Origin of the sequence: Snodgrassella alvi, from assembly GCF_002777745.1 — a bacterium.
Taxonomy (GTDB): Bacteria; Pseudomonadota; Gammaproteobacteria; order Burkholderiales; family Neisseriaceae; genus Snodgrassella; species Snodgrassella alvi_D.
Genome location: NZ_MEIO01000025.1, coordinates 151,002 through 174,446 on the forward strand (window position 1 = coordinate 151,002; position 23,445 = coordinate 174,446).

Sequence of the window (23,445 nt, forward strand, 5' to 3'; positions counted from 1 at the left end):
ATAGTGCGGGAAAAATGTGAATTTAAATTAGGGGTAGTGTCTCATATGGTTATTACATTTAATAAATTCATTGATGATATAGCTTTAATTTTTTGCTACTTACACTGTATAGGATATAAAGCTAGCTTACTAATTCTGAATAATGTCTATATTGGTTCTGATTAAGATGTTACTGTTATTTCGGTTTAGAATATCGTTTTATTTGAAATTTCTAAAATTTGGCTGAGCTTTTTTATTAATATTTTTATTAATATATGGACAGAGGGTGTATCTTCGACAAAAGTGCCAGTTAATTTGAGATGGTATGGTAAAAGTTAAAACTTTCTGACCAAATTTTATTTGGTTACCAAAAAAGATTTGCTTCATAAAATAACCCGTGTAATTCTTAGTCAGAGTTACACGGGTAGATAGAAGTTAGGGAAATTACATACGCATTGTATCTACAACGTCAATCATAAATTCCATATCTTCTTTTGATAATTCACTGAAGCCTTCTGGAAGACTCAAGGCTTTAACGATGTTTACACCATCTGGATCATCTGCCATTTTGCATAGTATTTCTCTTAATGGCTCTGCTTGTGCAGCAGCATCCGGATGATATAACATGACATGGGATACTTCATTAATCCGGCTCTTCAGCAGAACTTTCAACTGATTTTTGGTAACGGAGTTAAAGCTTTCATATACGTCTGCCTGAACAATCCCAACTTGAGCCTGATGGCGAATGACGCTGGAAGCAACCATAAGGAAGTTATCTTTGCGTTTGATAACTATTTCATCATCGCTCAGATTGGCTGGTTCTAACAGGCGTAAACCAATAAAGTTTGCATCTTCATTGTTTGAAAGTGCTAGCTCTACATTACCATTCAGATCTTCAATGGCATTGATGTCTGAATCAGCGGCAGTAACAATAACAATTTCATCAGATTTATTTTTTGGTTTTACCAGTGGCAGATAGCCCTGTTCTCGAACGTATGTACCGGCTGAAAACGGGTTAACGAAAAGCATTGAAACTTTTTCTTTTTGCTGCTGTGCATCTACTTCATCAAATGATGGAGGCATGAGCAAGGAAATGTTCTGATCGCTTTTCTTTTGCAGGTAGTTGTTGAGCAAATACCAAGTGCTGAACTGATCAGGTAAATAATCGGGTACAACCATTAAACTCAACATATTATTTTCCTTCCTGTTCGGTTTTCAGCATTTCTGCGTATTTTGCTGTCATTTCGTTGATCCGCTCACGGCTTGGTTTACGGCGAATTGAGCTATAGCCAATTACTTTACCTTGACGTAAATTAGGGATTACTGTGGCATATACCCAGTAGTGGCCGCCATCTTTACGCAAATTTTTTACATAACCATACCAGCGTTCACCTCTTTGCAGTGTAGCCCACATATCAGCAAAAGGTGCTTTTGGCATGTCGGGATGACGTAGCAGGCAGTGTGGTGCACCAATAACCTCATCACGGGTCCAGCCGCTGATATCAACAAATACATCATTTGCGTGAGTAATGATACCATCAAGATCAGTACGAGATACAATCAGGGCGCCATCAGGATAGGGGAATTCCTGATTGGTTACATAAACAGTTGATTCAGCATCTTGTTGATAATGTTTGATTTTGCGCTCAGAAAAATCGCCCTCTGGCTGTGGCTGAATCCAACGACTCATATCCATATTAATTTGTCCTTCAATTTTGGTTTAATCTCATAAAGGATAAGTGTACTTGATGAGATATATTTCAGAGTTTTTTTGTAATCTTACAATAGCCTAACTTATTTTTGATCTTATACATTAATCGCTACTTAAAAACTGCTGAAGTTTACTGTAATTGGGATAAGAAAGTGTTTCCCCAATATAAAGATGTGCAATGTTTTAATTAAAAAATTTTAAATACACTTAACTAACCTTTCATGCAATCAAATTAGCTTTGGTTTGCTTCTGATTTTCTGACATGGATCCAACCAGATCAGTAACTGGAATCTGGGATAATGGCGATACTGTACTATCTGATGAGATTTTTACAGTATTGTGTATTGGTTACACAAATGTCAATAAAACAGTAGATTACAATTTTGCATGAGCGGGAATTTAAATGGTGTAGCACATTTGTGATTAAATATACTGATTATTAATCAAAATGATCAGCCAGTTCTTTCAATGCTCGTTTAGCTTCAAACAGAATCAAACCTAATTTTGCTTCATGAGTAGTCGTGATGGTCAACAGAATGGCTTCAGATGCTTGAAATAGCAACATGTAACCTTTGTCTGTATGAATAATGGTGTTATCCAAAGTACCTTTTAGAACTTCTTTTGCGGAACGATTACCCAAAGACAGCAATGCAGCTGCCATGGCGCCAATACGGTCTTCATCCATGCCACTTTGCAATGCAGAAGCGATTGGCAGACCATCTGTTGAAATAACTGCTGAAGAAGTAATGTCAGGTGTACTGTTCAGGGTTTTTAACACACCTTCGATAAAATCATATTTCATGAAAATTCCTCTAAAAATTGACTGTAACCGTGTCAATTATAGAGAGGGGTGAGTTTTTTTGCAAAAAAATGTTATTAAATTTTATCAATTATAATTATTGATATTTTTTATATTATTTACAATACTTTATTTTTATTAGTTTATTTCTTTTTCAGTGCAGAATAAAGATGAAATCTATTTCCATTAATCATATAGTTTTTTGTGTAAATGGTTAATTATAGCATTTAAAAAAACGGATTATGACGGATAAAATTGCTCTATTAGAGAATTTTTGATATTGATCAAGTTATATCGTTAAATTCAAAGAGAATAAATTTCTGGTTTTATGCTATCTGATTCTTGCTAGTATCTATTCAACTCTTTAAGCAAATATTCTTTATTAAAAATCTCAACAGTTTATAAATTTGCTAAAATATGTAAATGTCAAATTTTATTAAATTAATTTTTGTTTTTATTAAGAATTAAGTTGATTATTTATTATGTGGCTTAAAGAAATATTCAGGGTAGGAAATGAAATATGTCTTATTTGGATAAATATGGTTGAATTTTGGGTAAAGATGAAGTTGATGCTGGATGGTTTGACAGGTTGTTATCAGATAACAACCTGTCGAATAAAGGAGATTATGCTTTTAGGCTAATCTTGTGTTTTAAGCGATGTTTATAAACGTTAACAGAATAAATTTGCGTGTTTCGGTTTGAATTATATATCGGCTTCTACTTTATCTCCTTCTGCTTCCATCCAGATGCGACGGGAAGCTGCTTCCCCTTTACCCATTAGTTTAATAAATATTTTATGGGTTTCGCTATTTGCTTCATCTGGAATCTGTACTTGTAACAGGCAGCGGGTATCTGGATTCATGGTAGTGTCTTTAAGCTGATCAGGATTCATTTCACCCAGACCTTTAAACCGGCTGATACTGTAGGCATTTTCTTTTACTTTTTCTAGTTGTAGCCGTTCCAGAATGCTATCAAGCTCTGCCTGATCCTGAGCGTAGAGTTTTCGTGCTGGTTTGTTTTTTCCCTGAGCATTAACATCTACACGAAAAAGCGGAGGTTGAGCTACGTAGATATGACCGGCTTCAATCAGGCGCGGGAAATGGGTGTAAAATAGGGTAAGTAACAGTACTTGTATGTGAGCGCCATCTACGTCTGCGTCAGATAATATGGCAATTTTGCCATAACGCAAGCCAGATAAGTCAGGATTATCGTTTTTTCCATGCGGATCTACGCCAATGGCTACTGAGATATCATGAATTTCGGCATTACCGAATAATTGATCACGATGGATTTCGAAGCTGTTTAAAACTTTACCACGTAAAGGAAGAATTGCCTGAGTGTTTTTGTCGCGTGCAAGTTTAGCTGAACCGCCGGCAGAATCACCTTCAACCAGAAATAGTTCATTTTCGCGTATATCTTCACTTTCGCAATCGGTTAGTTTACCTGGTAAAACGGCTACGCCTGAACCTTTTTTCTTTTCTATTTTTTTAGCTGAGCGCATACGTGCCTGAGCTTGATGAATGGCTAGTTCAGCAATTTTTTTACCAATATCGATATTCTGATTTAACCACAACTCTAAGGGATCGCCGCACATGGTAGAAACCAGCTTGAGTGCATCACGGCTGGTGAGTTTGTCTTTTGTCTGGCCTTGAAACTGCGGGTCTAGAAGTCGGGCTGAAAGGACAAAGGCTACTCGTGAAAAAACGTCATCAGATTGTAATTTTACGCCGCGCGGAAGCAAGTTGTGATGGTTAATAAAATTATTTACGGCATGAAAAACTGCCTGCTTCAGGCCAGCTTCGTGAGTACCACCTATAGCGGTGGGAATCAGGTTAACATAACTTTCACTTGGAGCATGGCCTTCTTCTACCCATGTTAATGCATATGCAGCACCTTCACCCTGATTGAAATCAGTTTCATGATTGGTATTTAAATAATTTTCGCTAGCAAAAATTGGGGTTACGGTCGGGGTATCTGCGAGTAAATCGAGTAAATAGCTTTTCAGACCATTAGGGTAGTGCCAGTTTTGTGTTTGTACTTCATCTGTGTTGTTGAGATAGCGGGTGAGGGTAACGCTAACTCCCGGCAATAAAACTGCTTTGGCACGTAAAGAGCGTTCAAGTTCGGCTAGATTGTAGTGTGGATTATCAAAGTAGTGTCCGTCTGGCCAGATACGAACTTCTGTGCCACTGTCTTTACTGGAACATTTGCCAATCACTGACAAAGGTTGGATAACATCCCCACCAGCAAAGGCGATATGGTAAATTTTTCCGGATCTTTTAACTGTAACTTCCAGACGTGTGGACAAAGCATTGGTTACAGAAACACCTACACCATGCAAGCCACCTGAAAAGGCATAGGCTCCATCGCCACTTTTTTTATTGAATTTACCGCCCGCATGAAGTTGGGTGAATACCAGTTCAACAACGGGTACCTGTTCTGTTGGGTGTAATCCGGTAGGAATGCCACGGCCATTGTCTCTGACTGTAACAGAACCATCCTGATTCAGGGTAACATCGATATTTTGTGCGTAGCCACCCAGCGCTTCATCAGCTGCATTGTCAATAACCTCTTGAATGATGTGGGTAGGACTTTCCGTTCTGGTATACATTCCGGGACGTTCTTTGACAGGCGCTAGACCTTTCAGAACGGTGACGCTGGATTCATCGTAAGTTATGGGTTTACTCATAGTTTTATTTTTAGAGATATATCAATGCCAATATAAAACAAATTACCGTAAAAAAATAATTTTTTCGGTAATTTGTTTCTGGTTGATGTTGTAGTAAGGAAATATGGTACAGATTGGATTGCCGATATTTATTCAGCCAGTGAATATTCATCATCATGATTCTGGCGAGTTTGAACAAAATCAGCCCAGCTTGGCAGTTCATGCAAAAATCGTGACAGTTCATGCAATGCATTCAGATAGACGCTACGTTTAAATTCAATAACTTCGTCTACTGGTGCCCAATACTGATGCCAGCGCCACGCATCAAATTCCGGATGATGGGTGGCACGTAGTTGAACATCGCTTTCCCGTCCAGTTAGGCGCAGCAGATACCATATCTGTTTCTGTCCTTTATAGGAACCTCGCCATTCGCGTTTAATCCAATGCGTGGGTACATCATAACGCAGCCAGTCACGTGTCCGCCCGATTATTTTGACGTGATGTGGTAGCAGGCCTACTTCTTCCATCAGTTCGCGATACATGGCCGCCTCTGGACTTTCGCCTGGTTTGATGCCTCCCTGCGGAAACTGCCATGAGTGTTCGTGTACCCGTTTGCCCCAAAAAACCTCGTTACGGTCGTTGGTGATGATTATCCCGACATTGGGGCGATAACCTTCTCTGTCTAACATGGTAATTCGCCCGATAAATAAATTGGATTTTCGCACAAATCAGGGTATGAGACCAGTAAGGATTAAATCAGAGGTGCTTTATTATCAAAGTTATTCTTTGTGTGATTACTGAACAATACTTATGATCTGTTAAGGTTAGCAGAACTGGAATTGATCTGTTAATTGCTATTATAAGAATGGCTTAGTGTATCAGATGACCAAGAGGTTTACGTCTGTTTTATTGCTAAATAGCTGGCAAAATAGAATTTATCTAAAAATAAAGCCATATCTGATAGATACGGCTTTATTTTGTTTGATCTAATCAGTTTTACGAATGAATGGGTTCTAGAGTATGAATAGCTTTCTCGTTTTCACGAATCTGCTCTTTGTTATTGTCTGGCTGGGCATGCTGATAAAAAGCAGCGCGTTTGGCAGCCTGAAAAATTTGTAGTCTACGACGGTGTTGCATAATTAAATCCTTTCTCGCTTGTCGGTGTTGTGCACCAACTGTTGTCATTTATAGCTTGTGTGTACAGACGATCCTAGATAGTTAATATATTGGTAAAGTTGTCTGTACTGTTTTTGTTTTTAACATAATTATTTATTTGTTCACCAACAATATATAAGATATAGCAGACTTTTGCAAGGCAGTAATCTGTGTCTGCTTTTAAGTGTTGAGGTAATTGAGTGCCGAGAGAGTGGCGATTTATAGAAAGTTCAGGCAGCAGAAGCTGCCTGAAACTATAATGATGATTAGAAATTAAGATTTAGGCTGGCTGTTGCTATTACGTCTGTTTTGCTGGTTGCTGCGCTGACGGTTCGCTGGATTGTTTTGGCGGGTACGGTTTGGTTGCAAGTCACCATTCTGACGCCGGCTGCCGCTTTTGCTGTGGTTACCGAATGAACGACGACCTTTATTCGCTATTTTACCTGAACGTTTGCGGGTAGGTTCCATGCCGGGGATGGTTTGTTCTGGCAATTTCCGATTCAGGTATCGTTCTATTTTATGTACTTTGATGTACTCGTTTACTTCAGCAAATGTGATGGCTAGACCTGTGCGGCCAGCGCGGCCAGTTCGGCCGATGCGGTGTACATAGTCTTCAGCCTGTTTAGGCAAGTCATAGTTAATTACGTGGGTAATGGTAGGTACATCAATGCCACGCGCAGCGACATCTGTAGCTACCAGAATTTTAATCCGCCCTTTACGTAAATCCATCAGTGTGCGGTTACGCCAGCCCTGAGGCATATCGCCATGCAGGCAGTTGGCTGAAAATCCTTTTTCATACAATTCATCAGCCAGTTGTTCGGACATGGCTTTGGTAGCTGTAAAGATTACAGCCTGATCAATGCTGGTATCGCGTAAAATATGGTCAAGTAGTCTGTTTTTGTGTCTTATATCATCGCAATAAAGCAATTGTTCATCAATTTTGCCCTGTTTTTCTTCGCGGGCAATATCAATTTTCTGTGGCTGCTGGGTTAGTTTCTGCGCCAATTTGCCAACCATGCCATCCCATGTAGCCGAAAATAACAGGGTTTGACGTTCTGCTGGTGTGGCGGCAACGATGGTTTCAATATCATCAATAAAGCCCATATCAAGCATACGATCGGCTTCATCTAAAATCAGTACTTCTAGACGGCTAAAGTCAATTCGCCCCTGACGCATGTGATCCATTAATCGTCCCGGTGTGGCAACAATCAGGTCAATCGGGCGGGATAAAGCACGGATTTGTTGGCCAAAAGCTGTACCACCTACTAATGTTACTGTGCGCAGCCATGGCATGTTTTTACCATAAATCTGGGCATTTTTTTCTACCTGCTGGGCTAATTCGCGTGTAGGTGTTAAAACCAGAGCCCGAGGACCTTTGCCTGATTTTTCACTGCGTTTTAGTAATTTTTGCAGGGTAGGTAATAAGAATGCGGCAGTTTTACCAGAGCCAGTCTGAGCAGAAACCATTAAATCCTGATTATTCAGAACGGCAGGAATGGATTCCATTTGTACTGGCGTAGGTGTTTCATAGCCAGCAGCAATCAATGCGGTAGTAAGTTGTTTGTCTAAGTGTAAATCCGAAAAAGACAATGTCATGATTTTCCTTTGGTTAACGATCAACCAAACGTAATAATCTAGTTTTTAAAGGAGAAATTAGATTATAAGAAACTGTTGCTAGCTTAAGCCAAGTAGGAAAATAAACAAAGATAGCAATTGGTTGTCGTAAGCGTGTGTGTTTGGGTTTGTTATACATCGGCGACAACCAAGCAACGGACGCATTGCTGCGGATGTTGGTAGGCGGCGTTACATAATAATGGTGATATTGAGTACGTCGCGCTTAATCAGGTTGCAAACGATGGCTTCAAATTATCTGGTTTATTATAGGATATAGCGGCTTTTTAAGCAACTAGATGTATGGGGAAGTGGTAAAGAATACTCTGGGGTATAAGATGGTTTTTTCCGTTACAATGTGGCTGTTAGCGTGATTATGGCAGATATGTAAAGTTTTATTTATGAGTAATGATATTGGTGCGTTTGCCAACCGTCTTGGCAAAAATATTAAACATTTGCGCAAATGGGCGCAGCGTCAAGGGCTGGAAGCGTGGCGTATGTATGATCGTGATGTGCCGCAATATCCTTTTGCTGTGGATATTTATGCGGATCATGTTCATTTGCAGGAGTACGATACTGGCTGGCTGATGCATAAGTCTGAATATGAAGAATGGCTGGCAGAAGTTATGGAGGCAATTGTATTTGTAACTGGTTTGCCCAGTGAACATATTCATTTGAAAAGACGGCAGCGTCAGAAAGGTAAGGAGCAGTATGAAAAAACCGGTGCTGATGGCACGGATTTTGTGATTCATGAGTATGGACGGGCTTTTTGGGTGAATCTGGATAAATATCTGGATACCGGTTTATTTCTTGATCACCGTCATACGCGTCAGAAAATAGGTGCTATGGCAGCAGGTAAACGTTTTCTTAATCTTTTTGCGTATACGGGCAGTTTTTCGGTATATGCTGGCACTGGTGGTGCTTTATCTAGTGAAACTGTTGATTTATCTAATACTTATTTGCAATGGGCTCGACGTAATTTTGAGCTGAATGGTCTGGATATGCATGTGCATCAGCTTGTGCGGGCTGATGTGTTTCAATATTTGCAGAAAGCTGCTGAAGAAGGGAAGCAGTTTGATTTGATCGTAATGGATCCGCCAAGTTTCTCTAATAGTAAGAAAATGTTGGATATTCTTGATGTTCAGGCTGATCAGGAGAAATTAATAGATGGTGCTATGCGCTTGTTATCAGCGCAGGGAACTTTGTTTTTTTCAAATAATCTGCGCAGTTTTACGCTGAATTCTGCTCTGGAACAGCGTTATCGGGTAAGTAATATTTCTAGAAAAACGGTGCCGGAAGATTTTCGTAATGACCGCATTCACCAGTGCTGGGAGATCAGGAAGCGTTAATCAGTGAAATTTATTTGCAGGAGATGATGATGGTTGGGAAGAGATATATGGAGCTTGCTATACGTGTATTTGGTATGTTGTGGTTACTTGTGCCAGTTGCCAATGCAGCCGTAATTTACCATTCAGGTCATGGCGAACGCGATATTATTGTTGATTTACCTGTTTCATCAACTACTACTATAAATAAAACTGTACATATTAATGCACCGGCTGGTACAACAGTGATTTACTCGGACACGCCGGTTTATCCGGCTGTGCGGCCGTATCCACAGTACCCAACCGTTTTACCATATCCTCCGGTTTATCCAGTATCTTCCAGTATCAGTTTACGTCCGGTAAGTCGCGTTTGCTTGCGAAATGACTCTATTTCTTATGATTGGCAGTCAGTTAGGCTTGATGCTTGTTCTAGTGGTGAAATCAGTGAGGCTATGTATTTTCATCAGGGGCAGGTATGGCTCAATAGTCGTTGCCTTGCTGTAAGAAATAATGTTGTAGGAACGGTTTCCTGTGCACTCAACAGGGAAAATAACTGGCTATTAATTGGTCGTCAGTTACGCGATCGCAACAGCAATTTATGTGTGGATGGGGCACAAGGACGTTTGCAGTTGCAGACTTGCCGTGATGTGATGAGTCAACAATTTCATTAATGCTGCTAATGGATCTGTATGAATATTTTTTATAAGTTACATAGTTATATTTTATTAATATAAGCTGATTTTACTAATAATATGCTTTATTGAGACTATTAAAATTATTTTTACTGGGTAGAGTTTTAAATTTTTTGGCAATTTTCGTAATAATATATTTATTTATGTTAATATGATGTTTGCTAATATCATTTTTGAATTTGCTAGATTTCATGGTTGGAATTTAAAAATGCAGGCAGTTGAGTTTATTCATGCTAAACGTGTTTTGATTATGGCTGTTGTGCAGGCTTCCGGTCAGACCTGTGAAGTTCAGCATGCATTGATTTTTGAGGGGGAATCATTTGATTATTGGTATGATTTCTAAGGTAAAAAATTGTTGATATATTTTAGGGTCTTTGGTTTGACCCAGATGACTATATCAGCAGGATTGTTTGATTTAAGCTAATATTTTCTATAATTCTAGGTAAGGTTACTGTATACCGTTATGTCTTTTTCTTCTTCCTGTATTCTACCTCCAGCAATGTTGGGTATTCTGGGTGGTGGGCAGCTGGGTGCGATGTTTGTTATTGCTGCCAAAACAATGGGTTATCAGGTAACGGTTTTGGATCCTGATCCGAATGCTCCTGCTGCACAATATGCTGATGTGCATTTATGTGCGGCTTTTGATGATGCTGCTGCCTTGCAGACTATGGCCGGGTGTGCGGCAGTGACGACTGAATTTGAAAATGTAAGTGCCGATTCAATGCGGTGGCTGGCACAATATACTGAGGTATCACCATCTGGTGATTGTGTTGCTATTGCACAGGACAGGCAGCAGGAGAAAGACTGGATTACCAGAGCAGGACTGGCTACTGTACCATTTGTGGTCATCTGTGTTGATTCTGATATTAACAGCAATCTGGAAGAGTTCTTGCCCGGAATTCTGAAAACGGCCACTCTGGGCTATGATGGAAAGGGACAGATAGAAGTAGGCACTGTTGATGAGTTGCGTACGGCATTTACACAATTGCAGAAGGTGCGTTGTGTGCTGGAAAAAAAGGTGGATTTGCGCGCGGAAATATCTGTTGTTGTTGCACGTCTGGACGAGCAGCAAACTGTGTGTTTCCCGCCGGCAGAAAATCAACACGAAAATGGTATTCTAGCCTACTCGTTAGTACCAGCCAGATTGCCTCAGCCTGTATTGCAGCAGGCTGAATATATGGCTTTGAAATTGGCTCACGCTATGGATTATAAAGGGGTTCTGGCTGTTGAGATGTTTGTTGTGGGCAATGAAATGCAGTTAGTTGTCAATGAAATTGCACCCCGACCGCATAATTCTGGCCATTACACTTTAGATGCCTGTGTTTCTGACCAGTTCCAGCAGCAGGTACGGTTGATGTGTGGTTTGCCACCAGCGGCTACTGATTTGTTACAGCCATGCTGTATGGCCAATATTCTGGGAGATGTTTGGCCGGCAGGCAGGGAACCGGACTGGTGTACTGTGCTGGATCATGCTACCGCCTGTTTACATTTGTATGGCAAAAAACAGGTGCGGCCGGGTCGCAAAATGGGACATTTTACTGTTCTGGCAGAAGACTCTGCACAGGCATGGCAAATGGCACGGTCTCTTCATCTTCATCTGCAAAATGATGCTCAAAACTTTTGCTCAACTGCGCTAAATATATCCTGTTGATATGAGCAAAAGGATAATACTTTGAAATTGATGAGCACTAAATTGTCTCCGCTGATATGGTTTTCACACGGCTGGATTTTGCTGGGGTATGTATTACCAATGGCACTGGCGTGTGCTGGTATTGCTGGGTTACCTGTATCAATGGCGTTGGCTGGCGTTATGTGTGCATTGATGTGCAGTGTGTTTTTCTGTGGTCGCAAGAAAGCATTGCTGACACCATCACCGTTTTCAGCATTAATGCTTATGGCCTCAATAGCATATTATGCCGGTGCAGTTAGCGAACGGATTGCTGTGGCCAGTATGCTGACTTTGTTTACAGGTATCTGGTTATTATTGCTGGCTGTGATGCTACCTCAGCATTGCCTGAGATGTATTGCACGTCCGGTGTGGCATGGTATTGGAGCTGGTATTACTCTGACTCTGATAGTGATGCTGGTACCGATTATTTTTGGTGTTTCTGCCAATGATAGTTCATGGCTGGAACAATGGATGCTTTTGATTAATTGGCAAAGCTGGAACTGGCCAAGTGTGGCTTTGGCTGGATTATCCTTTGCCATATTGATGCTGTGGAGAACTAAATCTCAGCCCAAGGCTTTATGGGTACTGCTGCTGGTGTGGATTCTCAGTCATATATGGCCATTTTCACTCATTGGGATTGCTACGCCTGTTCAGCAAAACTGGCAGCTCTTATCTTTGTTAAATCCGCTGTATGCTGACTGGCCATTGCTGGTTTTTTTAAGTGCTACGGTAGCGCTGTTGATTTATGTTGAGGTTTGTCAGTATTTACCCGATCAATCCCGGCATAGTACTGGTCTGGCAGGCTTGGCCAATATACTGGCTGCTTTGACTGGCGGTATGGTAGTCAGTTTAGGATATGCCGCTGATCAGGCAGTGAAAATTAGGCTTAGTGCTCTAGTGGCAATGGTGTTACTGCTGGCGCTGATTTTTTGCTGGTCATGGTGGGCTTATGTGCCTTTACCTGTGCTTGCGGTTATTGCATTGTATGTAATATGTGTACAGATCAATTGGTGTGAATTGCGCTTATATTATCGGCAGTGGAGCGATTTGTTGTGGCTGTGTGTTTCGGCTATCCTGATTATTCTGTTTGGTATATATGCTGGTTTATGGCTGGTTATTTCGCTGGGAGTAATAGTGATGAGCTGTTATTCTCTCCGTATGCATGCCTGGCCTGTATTATTACCCGAAGTGCAGGTTATTGCACAGGAAGCTATCATTGTTTTACCGCAGATTTTGCTGTTTGCTAATGCCAGTACGTTGTTACAGCGCAGCCGCAATCTGGTTAGTGAATTGAATGTACAGCGAGTATATCTGGATGTAAGTGCAGGCTGCCGTACGGATGTTACTGTATTTGTTCATTTGCAGGCTTTAGCTCGTGAATTACATCAGCAGAATAAAATGTTATTTGTGTGTGGTCTGAGTGAGCAGGCATGTATGGTATTGATAACCAAGAATCTGGATTACTTATTGCCTGAACAGTTGAGTACACGGAATGCTGAGTCTTTATTGATATATCAAAGATATACTGGTGAGCCTGTGACGGCATAGGATATTATGCTTATAGTTGCTGGTACAGATGATCAGGTATGATTGCTTTATGCTAAATATTTATTGGATTTAGCAGGGAGAGAGAAATGAGTAAATTCTGGAGTGAGAGAACTAAATGCTTACAGCCTTATGTACCTGGAGAACAGCCTAAACTAACCAATCTGGTTAAGCTGAATACTAATGAAAATCCATTTCCGCCATCGCCTATGGTTCTGACTGCGATGCGCCAAGCAGTCAATGATGAATTGTGTTTATATCCAGATCCGAATGCGGATAAGTTAAAGCAGACAATTGCTGACTACTATGGTTTGCATAAACAACAGGTTTTTGTAGGTAATGGTTCAGATGAAGTGCTGGCACAGGCATTTGCGGCTTTTTTTCAGGGGAAACAGCAGTTATTGTTGCCAGATATCAGCTATAGTTTTTATCCTGTATATTGCCAGTTATATGATGTTGAAGCCTGTTGTGTACCTCTGAATGAAAATTTTGCCATTGATCCTGCTGACTATTGTCATGCTCGGGCTGGTGTGATATTTCCGAATCCGAATGCGCCGACTGGCTGTATTTTATCCTTGATGCAGATTGAGCAGATATTGCAGGCCAATCCTGATTGTGTGGTGTTGGTAGATGAGGCTTATATTGATTTCGGTGGTGAGTCATCGGTTAAGCTGATTGATGATTATCCTAATCTGCTGGTGGTACAGACGCTGTCTAAATCCCGTTCCTTGGCAGGAATGCGGATTGGTCTGGCAATGGGGCATGTTGATTTGATAGAAGGGCTGGAGCGAGTTAAGAATAGTTTTAACTCTTATCCGCTTGACCGGGTAGCGCAGGCTGGTGCTGTTGCGGCATTTATGGATGATGACTATTTCCGCTTTACCTGTGCTAAGGTGATTGAAAACCGTATCTGGCTAACTGAACAGTTGCAGCGGCTTAAGTTTGAGGTTTTGCCCTCGGAAGCTAATTTTGTATTTGCACGTCATGATAGAAAACCGGCTGCACAGATTGCTGCTTTTTTACGGCTGCATGGTGTGGTAGTACGCCATTTTCTGCAAGATAGAATCAGTAATTTTCTGCGTATCAGTGTTGGAACAGAAGAACAACAACAACGGCTGATTGCTGTGCTAGAGGAAATGCTGACACAATAAGCAGTTTATTTCTATCATTACTGTTTTGCTTGCAAACAACAGCTAATATGGGTGGTATATTTTTATTCTGTTATGGATGCTTGGCTGAGTTCATAATCATCTGCCAGTAATTCAAATTTGAAATGCTGATTGGATTTGATGAAAATTTTTTTGTCTTTTGTGACAAATATGGCACCCATATTTTTGTGTTTTTCCAGTTCTCTTAGCCCCTGTCTTACGCCAAATCCGTACAGAATGGTTGAATAAATATCCCCTGTTAATGAATTATCTGAGATGATGGTCACACTTTGCAATTCATTATCCAGCGGATAGCCGGTGAACGGGTCGATAATATGGTGATAAAGTTGTTCATTCAGAATAAAATAACGCTCATAGATCCCCGAAGTAACTACAGATTTGTCCTGAACGTGCAGTATGCCGAGTAAGGTGTCTGCTGTGGCAAAGGGACGTTTCAAACCGATATGCCACTGCTGTCTGGGTGTAAGCGGTGAGCTGCCAATGGTTAATACATTGCCGCCACAATTGATAATAGCCTGATGAATGCCATACTGGGCTAATACCAGTCTGGTAATATCGGCAATATAGCCTTTGGCAATGGCGCCTAAATCAATTTCCATGCCGGCTTTTGCGAGATACACTGTATGATTCGTCTGATCCAGCTCGATAAGATGCGGATTGGTCAGAGTTAATCTGTGTGCTATTTCTTTTGCTGGAGGAATACTGTGTCCATTGAAGCCGATTTTCCACAATTTGACTATCGGACCTATGGCAACGTTAAAGTGGCTGTTCGGTAGCAAGCTGGCTGCTTTAGCCTGCCGGATTAAATCAAATACCAGTTTACTTACTGCTACCGGCTGCTTGCCGGCAGCATGATTAATGCTCATCACTTCTGAATGGTCACGATTTACGGTCAGACGTGTCTCCAGTGCCTGAATGGTATTGAAAACGGCAGTTACTGCTGACAGGTTTTGGACAAACAGTTGCAGGGAAACGGTTGTTCCCATGAGCTGTTGGCTGTAGGTATAGCATGAACCAGACATTGTGATGAGTCATTTATTGGTATTTAATGGTTTTTAGCATAAGCGGCAGCCTGGGCACCAGCCTGAATACCAAAAATAATGATATCGGCAATAGCATTGCCACCTATACGGTTGGCACCGTGTACACCACCAGCCACTTCGCCGGCGGCATAGGCGCCTTCAATAATCCGTGCATTGGTATCCAGTACTTCGGTATTGGTGTTGATGGTTATACCGCCCATGGTATGGTGGATGCCAGGTGCAATTTGAATGGCGTAAAAGGATGGTTGGTTTAATGAATGGCGCATACCGGTAGTACGCCCGAAATCTTCATCGTGCTGCTGTTCTACAAAATGGTTATAACGTTCTACAGTGTTGGTAAGATTCTCGGGGTTGATGTTCAGTTTATCAGCCAGCTCTGCTAGGGTGGTGGCCTGTACGGCTAGTCCTTTGCTGATATAGGTTTCTGCTGCCTTGTTTTTGGTACGAATCTGTTCATCAAACAGTATATATGCATAATGTTCGGAAAGGGCAATAATGCTGTTGGAAACCTTATCACGCGTATCTAGTTCATTGACAAAGCGTTTACCGTGCTGAGATACCAGAATGGCACCACCGCCGCGAATGGATTCTGAAATCAGATAGGCTGTATTTTGTTCTACTGTAGGATGAATCTGTATTTCATTCATGTCGACAGTACCTGCACCGATTTTCTGTAACAGTGCAATGCCTGAGCCAGTTGCACCTTTATGATTGGTAGTAACAAAATTAGCTAAATCAGGTCGGTAATGTGCAACCATCTGTGCATTGGCACCAAAGCCGCCGGTTGCGACAATGATTGCTTTGGTGCTGATGCGTTGTTCATTGCCTTCTTCGTCGCACACCATTATTGCGTTGATGCGGCCATCTTTCATTTCAATATCGGTAACAGAAGTGTCGAGCATTATTTCAATGCCGCGATCATTGATATTTTTCAGTAGCCCGCTAATCAGATAACCACCAACGGCTGCACCATTGTCTGGGCGATGGGTGCGGTCTACACTCATGCCACCGGTAGTGGTTAAATTATTTAACTGAATTCCTTTTTCATCCAGCCAGTCTATCGCTGCCGGAGCATGTTCGACAAAGTAGTGTAATAATTGTGGGTTGTTTTTGTTTTTACCGCCTTTAAGCGTTTCATTATAGAACCATTCTTTATGGTCGATAATTCCTGCCTGTTGCTGGAAACGGGTTTCTGCTGCATTCATGCCAGCTGAGGCTTTGTTGGTATTACCGCCGGTAATGGGCATTTTTTCAATTATGATAACTGAAGCACCTTTATCATGTGCTTCAATTGCTGCGGCCAGACCGGCACCGCCGCTACCCACTACAATTACATCACAGGATTTATCATCAGCATCACCACCCTCGGCGATGGTAGCCACTTTATAAGAGGTTGATATGGCTTTGGTAACTGCTTTTTTAAATGCATCGCATTGTGAGGTGGCACCACTGATTGTATCTACGTAGGGGCTATTGGATGCCAGAATACGTTCTTTGATTTCATTAAAGTTACGTACAGAAACGTGATCCAACTGTTCGGCATTTACTAGTGCCATGTCTTTAATAAAATCTTGTCCCAGTTCAACATTGATAACGAATTTATTGTCAAAATCATCATTAACTGTTTGCTGATAAGTGCCAGCATGGAATTTTTTCGTATTGATTTCACGTACCATGCTGTGAATAAGGGGAAAACGCCATAATGGTTCTGGTATGCACAGGTTGGCCCGTTGGTCACTGTTCATGGACAGTTGTAAATCGTTCTGATTCTGAATACGTTCTGCCCAGTCCGGATAAGCTACGCAGGCTCTTCCGGCAGCAACCAAATCATAGCCGTGTGCCATTGCTGTTTCTGCATCAGTCTTATTCACGACATTACCCACGCCGATAACCGGTATTTTAGCCAGCGTGGCTGAACGTAGTTGCATGTATTTGTCAATTAATGGTGTTTCGTCACTGCTATCGATAATGGATGGGCGTAATGTGGCTGCCATAGAGAAATGTACATAGTCCAAGCCAGCCTGAGCGAGTTTATCTAATAGAAATAAAGAATCTTCAAAAGTAATGCCTGGTACTTCCAGTTCTTCAGGTGAGAACCGGTAGCCGATAATAAATTCATTAGTGGCATGTTTTTGTACCATCTGCCTGCTGATTTCCAGTACTGCCAGCGGAAAGCGGGTGCGGTTGTCGCGGCTACCACCCCATTTGTCTTGACGCTGATTGGCATGGGGAGAGAAAAATTGCTGAATCAGATAGGTGTTGGCACCGTGAATTTCAATACCATCAAAACCTGCGGCAATTGCACGCCGTGTTGCTTCGCCAAATTTGCCAATCATGTCTTCAACTTCGCCAGCCGTCATTGCAACTGGTATAGTTGCATTAGGACGTGGAATAGCAATGGCACTGGGTCCTATAGGTGTCTGGCCGCCGATCAGCTGGGGCTCAACCATGCGTCCGCCATGATAGATTTGTATAATTGCTTTAGATCCACGTTCTTTTATCGCGGTTGCCAGCAGACTCAGGCCTTCTATGCAGTCATCGTTGTGAATACCGATTGCACCGGGAAAAGCCGGTCCCATTGCATCTACATAACCGCATTCGACAATAATAGTGCCAATACTGCCAGAGCGTTCCCGATAATAATCAATCAGGTTATCAGTAACGGTACCATCATAAAAACCACAGCAGGTAGTCATTGGTGCCATTACTAGACGGTTTTTCAATACAACACCATTGGGCAAGGTAAGCGGATTAAATAGAGGAGAAGATGGTTTATTCATATTCAATATCAGTTAATCAGAACTAAATATAAAAAAGAAATGTGCGCATGGTAGCGTAAAATATAAGGTGTCATCTATTAGGCAATAGGGATAAATATGATTTTGGGATGGCTTTAATCTATTGTATTGATGAGTATCAAATTTAACGGGTTAAATCTGGTAAAATAGAAAGTTTATTAAAATAAATATATTTTTGTCGTTCTGTTATGAGTGTTTTTCTGCAAATTTATTATCTGTATTGAATTTTGGCTTGGAAAATTGGTGATATTGCATTTGAAATAGGCATTTTCTGTCTTCAGGCAAAATATGGGACGGTTACTGGCTGAATAATATGATGAAGAATATTGTTGCTATAAACATGTGTTGCTAATAGCGTTGAGTTTAGGTCTGCTGATGTTGCTATTAATATTTAATATTAAAAATATATTAATTTCAGTTGGTTGGGCTATTTTTTTGTGATGTAAAGGTGTTCTTTTGCTGAAGCAGTAAGTTTATATTTATTTTTTTAACGAATATTAGCAATTGCTTAATGTGACACAAACATGACGTTGTTTGCTGCACTCAGGTACAATCTGTTTTTTCTATTGAAATATAGCACTCATGGCATCTCTGGAAACATGGATTGGTTTACGTTATTTACGTGCCAGGAAACGTAACGGGTTTATGTCATTCATTACTGCGGTATCTATTGTTGGTATTGCGCTTGGGGTAACAACATTGATTGTTGTGCTGTCTGTGATGAATGGCTTTCAAAAGGAAATCCGTAATCAGTTACTCAGTGTGGCTCCTCATGCTGAAATGGGATTTTATGAAAACGGTCCGAATCAGCACTGGCAGGATTTGCAGAAGCTGGTAAAAGATAATCCTCAGGTGGTGGGTTCGGCTCCCTATGTTGCTGATCAGGCATTACTAGCCAATGCGGGTGAAGTGCGTGGTGTGCAAATTCGTGGAATTGATCCGGCGCAAGAGGGTAAAGTTGTCGATTATGGTCAGGGAATGCCTAAAAATGGCTTTGCCAGTCTGAAGCCGGGTGAGTTTGGTATTTTATTGGGTAAAGATCTTGCTGATGGACTTGGCGCCAATATTGGGGACAAGATTACGGTAATCACGCCAGACGGTAATGTGACACCAGCTGGGATGGTACCGCGTTTAAAACAATTTACTCTGGTGGGTGTGGTTAAAACCAAAATTTATGAAGTGGATAATACGCTTGCCTTAACCCATATTATCGATGCGCAAAAGTTGTATCGGCTAGGGGATAATGTCAGTGGTTTACGCCTGAAACTGGCCGATCCGCAGAATGCGCCTTTTATGGTTCAAAAATTTGTACCAGCAAAACTACAGAATGAAGTCTGGGTTCGTGACTGGACTTTCCAGAATCGCAGTTATTTTGATGCTGTGCAGATGGAAAAACGCATAATGTTTATTATTCTGTTATTAATTATTGCTGTAGCAGCTTTTAATTTGGTGTCGTCTTTAGTGATGGCTGTTACTGAAAAGCAGGCTGATATTGCCATATTGCGCACACTCGGACTTTCTCCGGGTGGTGTAATGCGTATTTTCATGATTCAAGGGGCTGTGGCTGGATTTCTCGGAACTTTTTTTGGGGTGTTTTTCGGAGTATTGCTTGGATTGAATGTCGGCCGCATTGTTGCTTTCTTTGAACATATGACCGGCAAACATTTGATTCCGTCTCAGATTTATTTTGTAAGTTATCTACCTACAGATGTCAAAATTTCTGATGTATGTATGATTGCGGTGATTTCTTTGTTGCTGGCTTTTGTAGCTACACTGTATCCAAGCTGGCGTGCTGCCAAAACGCAACCAGCAGAGGCTTTGCGCTATGAATAAACCTGATTATGTTATTGAATGTGAGCATGTCAGTAAAACCTACGATGACGGGTATTTACAGGTATCGGTACTGGATAATTTGCAATTTAATGTTAGGCGCGGACAGAGTATCAGTATTGTTGGTGCATCTGGCAGCGGAAAATCTACTTTATTGCACTTGCTTGGAGGGTTGGATACCCCCAGTGGTGGCACAATACGCCTGATGGGTGAGGATATAACCCAGTTAAGTCAGAAAGCCATAGGCCAATTGCGTAATCAGTATCTGGGCTTTGTTTATCAGTTTCACCATTTATTACCTGAGTTTTCTGCTCTGGAAAACGTTATGATGCCTCTATTGATAGGACGCATACCCAAAGCTCAGGCGGAAGAACAGGCGAAGGTGATGCTGGATAAGGTAGGGCTGAAACAGCGTATGGCTCACAGGCCGGGTGAGCTGTCTGGCGGAGAGCGACAACGCGCTGCAATTGCACGGGCTATGGTTACTCATCCCGCTTGTATACTGGCCGATGAACCAACAGGCAATCTGGATCGGAAAAACGCCAGCAATGTACTGGATATGATGCTGGATTTACAGCATGAACTGAATACCAGTTTGGTTGTGGTTACACATGATGATGAACTTGCCGGACGCTTTGATGAAGTTTTAACGGTAAATGACGGTAAATTAGCGCCATTTATTGCTAATTGATACAAGAATTATATTTGTCATAATGGTTGATTGAGCATGGCTGATAATGTCAATCCGGTTGAGGTATCTGTGCAGTCCACCCATCCGGCACTACAAGCAATGGCTCATGTACTTGGTGTGGTTGCACACGCTGAATGGGCGGTTATGCAGCCATGGGCAGATGCGCTGTTATGGGCTTTTAATCGGGGAGACAGTTATATTTCTGTACCCCGTGAACATCTGGCGGCAATCCGTAACTGTCGGATTCTCGTGGGTGCTGCCGGATTCTATACTCCATTTATTTTGCAGAACAATCATTTGTTTTTGGGACGAATGTGGCAGTTGGAGCAGGATATAGCTAAGAACCTGTGGCAACTGGCCAATATTGCGCCTGTAAGGGTAAATGAGGCTGCTGTTGCGGCCGATCTGGCCAGTTGGTTTCCTGAGGCCGACAGTGCCCAGCAGCGCTTTGCAGCTGCGCTCGCCTTAATCCAGCATTTTGTGGTGATAAATGGCGGGCCGGGAACGGGGAAAACTACTACGGTTGCTAAGATTCTGGGCTTATTACTTAAGCATGCTTGGCAATTGTCGCGTCCGCCACAGATTGCGCTGGTGGCGCCTACTGGCAAAGCGGCTGCCCATATGGCTAATGCTTTACAGCGTGCTTTAAGTAAACTGCCTCTGCCGGACAGCAGTATGCAATTATTAGGCCGTTTAACAGGTCAGACGGTTCACCGCTTACTACAGTTACAGCCGCCGCTGTTAACCGGTCCATATGATGCTGAGCATCCATTGCCGGTGGATATTCTGGTGGTTGACGAGTCCTCCATGCTGGACTTGTCGCTGTTTCGAGCACTGTTGCGTGCGTTAAAACCTGATGCACGTCTGATACTGCTTGGAGATGCTAATCAGTTACCGGCAGTAGGTGCGGGCAATGTGCTGGCAGAATTGTCTCAGCCTACAGTGTTGTCGCCTGTACTGAAACAGCAACTCACAACACTGTTGTTAGAACAGCCTTTACCTCCATCCAGTAATGAAGCCAATATGGCTGGACATGTTGCTACTTTGAGCCATAGTTATCGTTTTGATGCTACGCAGGGTATCGGTGCATTGGCATCGGCCTGTATCAATGGTGATGATGGTGCGGCTCTAGATGCGATAATCAGTTTTCCTGCGCAGTTGCAGTTGCGGCAAGCTGACATGCAGCGATTGAGCCGTGATTTATATTCACAGCAGCAGAAGTGGTGGCAGGCTGTAGCTGAAAATAATATTGTCATGGTTTTCAGCCACCTGACGGATATTATGGTGCTGACTGCGTGGCGAGCTGATGCTGAAGCATTTAACCAGCAGTACCGGCGTTATTTACGTATGCAGTTACATCTTAATACTGATAGCTGGTTTGCAGGGCTGCCGATTCTGATTACTCAGAATGATTATGGGGTTGGTTTGTTTAATGGTGATATTGGTGTAATTCTTCCTGATAAGGAGAATTCGGGGCACCTGCTTGCTTATTTTGCAGATGGCGGGAATTATCGTGCTATTTCGCTTAGCCGCCTGCCTCAGCATGAGGCTGCATTTGCGATTACTGTACACAAAAGTCAGGGCTCGGAATATGAGAGTGTCTGGTTACTGGCTCCTCAGGCGCAGGCAGCAGCAGATGACCCGCTGTTTAACCGCTCTCTCTTGTATACTGCACTCACCCGCGCCAGACAGCAGTTTACGTTTTGTGGCACACCCAGACAGCTCGCACAAAGTGTAAAAAATACTCAGCAGCGGCGCAGCGGGTTAGGCGCAGCCCTGGCTCAATTAGCTAAAAAAAAGGTACAGCTACCTTTGTTTTAATTCTTCCATATTTAATTTTATCAGTTTATTTTCACTGACCATGCTGTGAAACTTGCTTTTATGTATATACAATATTCTAGTTGGTGGAATAAATTTATGCTATTCTGTTTTATTAGAAAATTTTTCAAAGACTGAGTCATGCCTAAACCTTTGATTGCAATTATTGCCGCAATGCAGCCTGAGCTGGATTATTTACTTGAACAGCTGGATAACCGGCAGGATAGTGTGGCTGGTGCTGTACATTTTCATCGAGGTGAAATTAAAGGTGTACAGGTAATTCTTGCACTGAGTGGCATAGGTAAAGTTAATGCTGCACTTACTACCTCTATTATCATTGAAAGGTTTGTGCCTGATTATATTATTAATACTGGCAGTGCCGGTGGTCTGAAAGGTGGTATTCAGATTGGTGATGTGGTGGTTGGCAATGAGGTAGCTCATCATGATGTTGATGTGACTGCTTTTGGCTATGTGCTCGGTCAAGTGCCACAGTTGCCGCCGAGATTCTTTGCCAACCAGCATTTAATCGATGCTGCTAAACAGGCTGCACAAGTGTTTACCGGTGCTGGAATTCATACTGGCTTAATCGTTAGTGGCGATCAGTTTATTGGTACTGCTGAACAAAACCGCTTTATTAAAGAAAAATTTGTTGATGTGGTTGCTGTTGAAATGGAAGCTGCTGCAATTGCGCAAACCTGCCATCAGCTCAATACTCCTTTTGTGATTATCCGCGCTATTTCAGATAATGGTGACGCTAATGCTTCAATTAGCTTTGATCAATTTTTGCAGCAGGCGGGAAGAAATTCAGCACAAATGGTGATTAATTTAATAACTTCAAATTTGAAAATGAGCTAATCTGCAAGATAAGTAGTATTTATCGATTAATAGCTAATAATACAAATCTAGTTATTAGCTTAATTTATATTTGTTCTTCTAGTGTTA

General features: G+C 41.9%; 19 protein-coding genes. 10 read left to right on the forward strand and 9 right to left on the reverse strand.

From position 1 onward, the window contains the following. Positions 1-423: 423 nt before the first annotated feature. From BHC51_RS01835 to BHC51_RS01860, 7 genes are all read right to left on the reverse strand, one after another. A complete protein-coding gene (locus BHC51_RS01835; RefSeq protein WP_100098834.1) occupies positions 424-1,170 on the reverse strand; it encodes a PhnD/SsuA/transferrin family substrate-binding protein in 747 nt (248 codons plus the stop codon). A gap of 1 nt (position 1,171) precedes the next feature. Further along, a complete protein-coding gene (locus BHC51_RS01840; protein ID WP_257381387.1) occupies positions 1,172-1,675 on the reverse strand; it encodes a PAS domain-containing protein in 504 nt (167 codons plus the stop codon). Between the two features lie 454 nt (positions 1,676-2,129). Continuing rightward, complete coding sequence (locus tag BHC51_RS01845) at positions 2,130-2,492, reverse strand: roadblock/LC7 domain-containing protein (RefSeq protein WP_100091445.1); 363 nt, start codon at positions 2,490-2,492, stop codon at positions 2,130-2,132. Between the two features lie 700 nt (positions 2,493-3,192). Further along, positions 3,193-5,178 (reverse strand): DNA topoisomerase IV subunit B, encoded by a 1,986-nt coding sequence (locus BHC51_RS01850; RefSeq protein ID WP_100123723.1) that lies wholly within the window; start codon positions 5,176-5,178, stop codon positions 3,193-3,195. 128 nt (positions 5,179-5,306) lie between these two features. Continuing rightward, entirely contained in the window at positions 5,307-5,846 is a 540-nt protein-coding gene (locus BHC51_RS01855) for an RNA pyrophosphohydrolase (protein ID WP_100123724.1), read from the reverse strand. 307 nt (positions 5,847-6,153) lie between these two features. Continuing rightward, entirely contained in the window at positions 6,154-6,294 is a 141-nt protein-coding gene (locus BHC51_RS12620) for a hypothetical protein (protein ID WP_180296403.1), read from the reverse strand. Positions 6,295-6,585: 291 nt separating this feature from the next. Then, a complete protein-coding gene (locus tag BHC51_RS01860) occupies positions 6,586-7,908 on the reverse strand; it encodes a DEAD/DEAH box helicase (protein ID WP_100153173.1) in 1,323 nt (440 codons plus the stop codon). A gap of 416 nt (positions 7,909-8,324) precedes the next feature. Between BHC51_RS01860 and BHC51_RS01865 the strand changes: the two genes are divergently transcribed. The 6 genes from BHC51_RS01865 (at position 8,325) to hisC (ending at position 14,305) form a co-directional block, all read left to right on the forward strand. After that, positions 8,325-9,272 carry a class I SAM-dependent methyltransferase gene (locus BHC51_RS01865; RefSeq protein WP_100098838.1) on the forward strand — a complete coding sequence of 316 codons (948 nt, stop codon included), beginning with the start codon at positions 8,325-8,327 and terminating at the stop codon, positions 9,270-9,272. Positions 9,273-9,319: 47 nt separating this feature from the next. Then, positions 9,320-9,919, forward strand: a complete 600-nt coding sequence (locus tag BHC51_RS13235) for a hypothetical protein (RefSeq protein WP_373885676.1) — start codon at positions 9,320-9,322, stop codon at positions 9,917-9,919. 229 nt (positions 9,920-10,148) lie between these two features. After that, positions 10,149-10,283: a hypothetical protein gene (locus BHC51_RS12995; RefSeq protein ID WP_257381390.1), complete on the forward strand. Its 135-nt coding sequence runs from the start codon at positions 10,149-10,151 to the stop codon at positions 10,281-10,283. A gap of 120 nt (positions 10,284-10,403) precedes the next feature. Continuing rightward, positions 10,404-11,591: a 5-(carboxyamino)imidazole ribonucleotide synthase gene (locus BHC51_RS01875; RefSeq protein ID WP_100153174.1), complete on the forward strand. Its 1,188-nt coding sequence runs from the start codon at positions 10,404-10,406 to the stop codon at positions 11,589-11,591. 30 nt (positions 11,592-11,621) lie between these two features. After that, complete coding sequence (locus tag BHC51_RS01880) at positions 11,622-13,157, forward strand: SulP family inorganic anion transporter (RefSeq protein ID WP_100153175.1); 1,536 nt, start codon at positions 11,622-11,624, stop codon at positions 13,155-13,157. A gap of 86 nt (positions 13,158-13,243) precedes the next feature. Further along, on the forward strand, positions 13,244-14,305 hold the full coding sequence (hisC, locus tag BHC51_RS01885; RefSeq protein ID WP_100153176.1) for a histidinol-phosphate transaminase: 1,062 nt from the start codon (positions 13,244-13,246) through the stop codon (positions 14,303-14,305). Positions 14,306-14,367: 62 nt separating this feature from the next. Here the strand turns inward: hisC and BHC51_RS01890 are convergent, their stop codons facing one another. Further along, on the reverse strand, positions 14,368-15,309 hold the full coding sequence (locus tag BHC51_RS01890; protein ID WP_218964554.1) for an FAD:protein FMN transferase: 942 nt from the start codon (positions 15,307-15,309) through the stop codon (positions 14,368-14,370). A 59-nt stretch (positions 15,310-15,368) separates the two neighbouring features. Then, complete coding sequence (locus BHC51_RS01895; RefSeq protein ID WP_100153177.1) at positions 15,369-18,146, reverse strand: flavocytochrome c; 2,778 nt, start codon at positions 18,144-18,146, stop codon at positions 15,369-15,371. A gap of 600 nt (positions 18,147-18,746) precedes the next feature. Here BHC51_RS01895 and BHC51_RS01900 point away from each other — a divergent pair. The 4 genes from BHC51_RS01900 (at position 18,747) to BHC51_RS01915 (ending at position 23,358) form a co-directional block, all read left to right on the forward strand. Continuing rightward, positions 18,747-19,997, forward strand: a complete 1,251-nt coding sequence (locus tag BHC51_RS01900; protein WP_100153178.1) for a lipoprotein-releasing ABC transporter permease subunit — start codon at positions 18,747-18,749, stop codon at positions 19,995-19,997. Next, positions 19,990-20,685, forward strand: coding sequence for a lipoprotein-releasing ABC transporter ATP-binding protein LolD (lolD, locus tag BHC51_RS01905; RefSeq protein ID WP_100153179.1), 696 nt, complete (start codon positions 19,990-19,992; stop codon positions 20,683-20,685). The genes BHC51_RS01900 and lolD overlap by 8 nt, the downstream gene beginning before the upstream one ends. 36 nt (positions 20,686-20,721) lie before the next feature. Next, a complete protein-coding gene (gene recD / locus BHC51_RS01910) occupies positions 20,722-22,506 on the forward strand; it encodes an exodeoxyribonuclease V subunit alpha (protein ID WP_100153180.1) in 1,785 nt (594 codons plus the stop codon). 138 nt (positions 22,507-22,644) lie between these two features. Continuing rightward, positions 22,645-23,358: a 5'-methylthioadenosine/adenosylhomocysteine nucleosidase gene (locus tag BHC51_RS01915; RefSeq protein WP_100153181.1), complete on the forward strand. Its 714-nt coding sequence runs from the start codon at positions 22,645-22,647 to the stop codon at positions 23,356-23,358. The last annotated feature ends 87 nt before the right edge of the window (positions 23,359-23,445 follow it).

Excerpts from the sequence above, each read along its gene's own strand:
- lolD (WP_100153179.1), top strand. The coding sequence starts at position 19,990 with ATGAATAAACCTGATTATGTTATTGAATGTGAGCATGTCAGTAAAACC.
- BHC51_RS13235 (WP_373885676.1), top strand. The coding sequence starts at position 9,320 with ATGGAGCTTGCTATACGTGTATTTGGTATGTTGTGGTTACTTGTGCCA.
- BHC51_RS01840 (WP_257381387.1), bottom strand. The coding sequence starts at position 1,675 with ATGGATATGAGTCGTTGGATTCAGCCACAGCCAGAGGGCGATTTTTCT.
- BHC51_RS01850 (WP_100123723.1), bottom strand. The coding sequence starts at position 5,178 with ATGAGTAAACCCATAACTTACGATGAATCCAGCGTCACCGTTCTGAAA.
- BHC51_RS01865 (WP_100098838.1), top strand. The coding sequence starts at position 8,325 with ATGAGTAATGATATTGGTGCGTTTGCCAACCGTCTTGGCAAAAATATT.
- BHC51_RS01895 (WP_100153177.1), bottom strand. The coding sequence starts at position 18,146 with ATGAATAAACCATCTTCTCCTCTATTTAATCCGCTTACCTTGCCCAAT.
- BHC51_RS01900 (WP_100153178.1), top strand. The coding sequence starts at position 18,747 with ATGGCATCTCTGGAAACATGGATTGGTTTACGTTATTTACGTGCCAGG.
- BHC51_RS01860 (WP_100153173.1), bottom strand. The coding sequence starts at position 7,908 with ATGACATTGTCTTTTTCGGATTTACACTTAGACAAACAACTTACTACC.
- BHC51_RS01835 (WP_100098834.1), bottom strand. The coding sequence starts at position 1,170 with ATGTTGAGTTTAATGGTTGTACCCGATTATTTACCTGATCAGTTCAGC.
- BHC51_RS12620 (WP_180296403.1), bottom strand. The coding sequence starts at position 6,294 with ATGCAACACCGTCGTAGACTACAAATTTTTCAGGCTGCCAAACGCGCT.
- BHC51_RS01915 (WP_100153181.1), top strand. The coding sequence starts at position 22,645 with ATGCCTAAACCTTTGATTGCAATTATTGCCGCAATGCAGCCTGAGCTG.
- BHC51_RS12995 (WP_257381390.1), top strand. The coding sequence starts at position 10,149 with ATGCAGGCAGTTGAGTTTATTCATGCTAAACGTGTTTTGATTATGGCT.
- BHC51_RS01875 (WP_100153174.1), top strand. The coding sequence starts at position 10,404 with ATGTCTTTTTCTTCTTCCTGTATTCTACCTCCAGCAATGTTGGGTATT.
- BHC51_RS01880 (WP_100153175.1), top strand. The coding sequence starts at position 11,622 with ATGAGCACTAAATTGTCTCCGCTGATATGGTTTTCACACGGCTGGATT.
- BHC51_RS01855 (WP_100123724.1), bottom strand. The coding sequence starts at position 5,846 with ATGTTAGACAGAGAAGGTTATCGCCCCAATGTCGGGATAATCATCACC.
- BHC51_RS01890 (WP_218964554.1), bottom strand. The coding sequence starts at position 15,309 with ATGGGAACAACCGTTTCCCTGCAACTGTTTGTCCAAAACCTGTCAGCA.
- BHC51_RS01845 (WP_100091445.1), bottom strand. The coding sequence starts at position 2,492 with ATGAAATATGATTTTATCGAAGGTGTGTTAAAAACCCTGAACAGTACA.
- hisC (WP_100153176.1), top strand. The coding sequence starts at position 13,244 with ATGAGTAAATTCTGGAGTGAGAGAACTAAATGCTTACAGCCTTATGTA.
- recD (WP_100153180.1), top strand. The coding sequence starts at position 20,722 with ATGGCTGATAATGTCAATCCGGTTGAGGTATCTGTGCAGTCCACCCAT.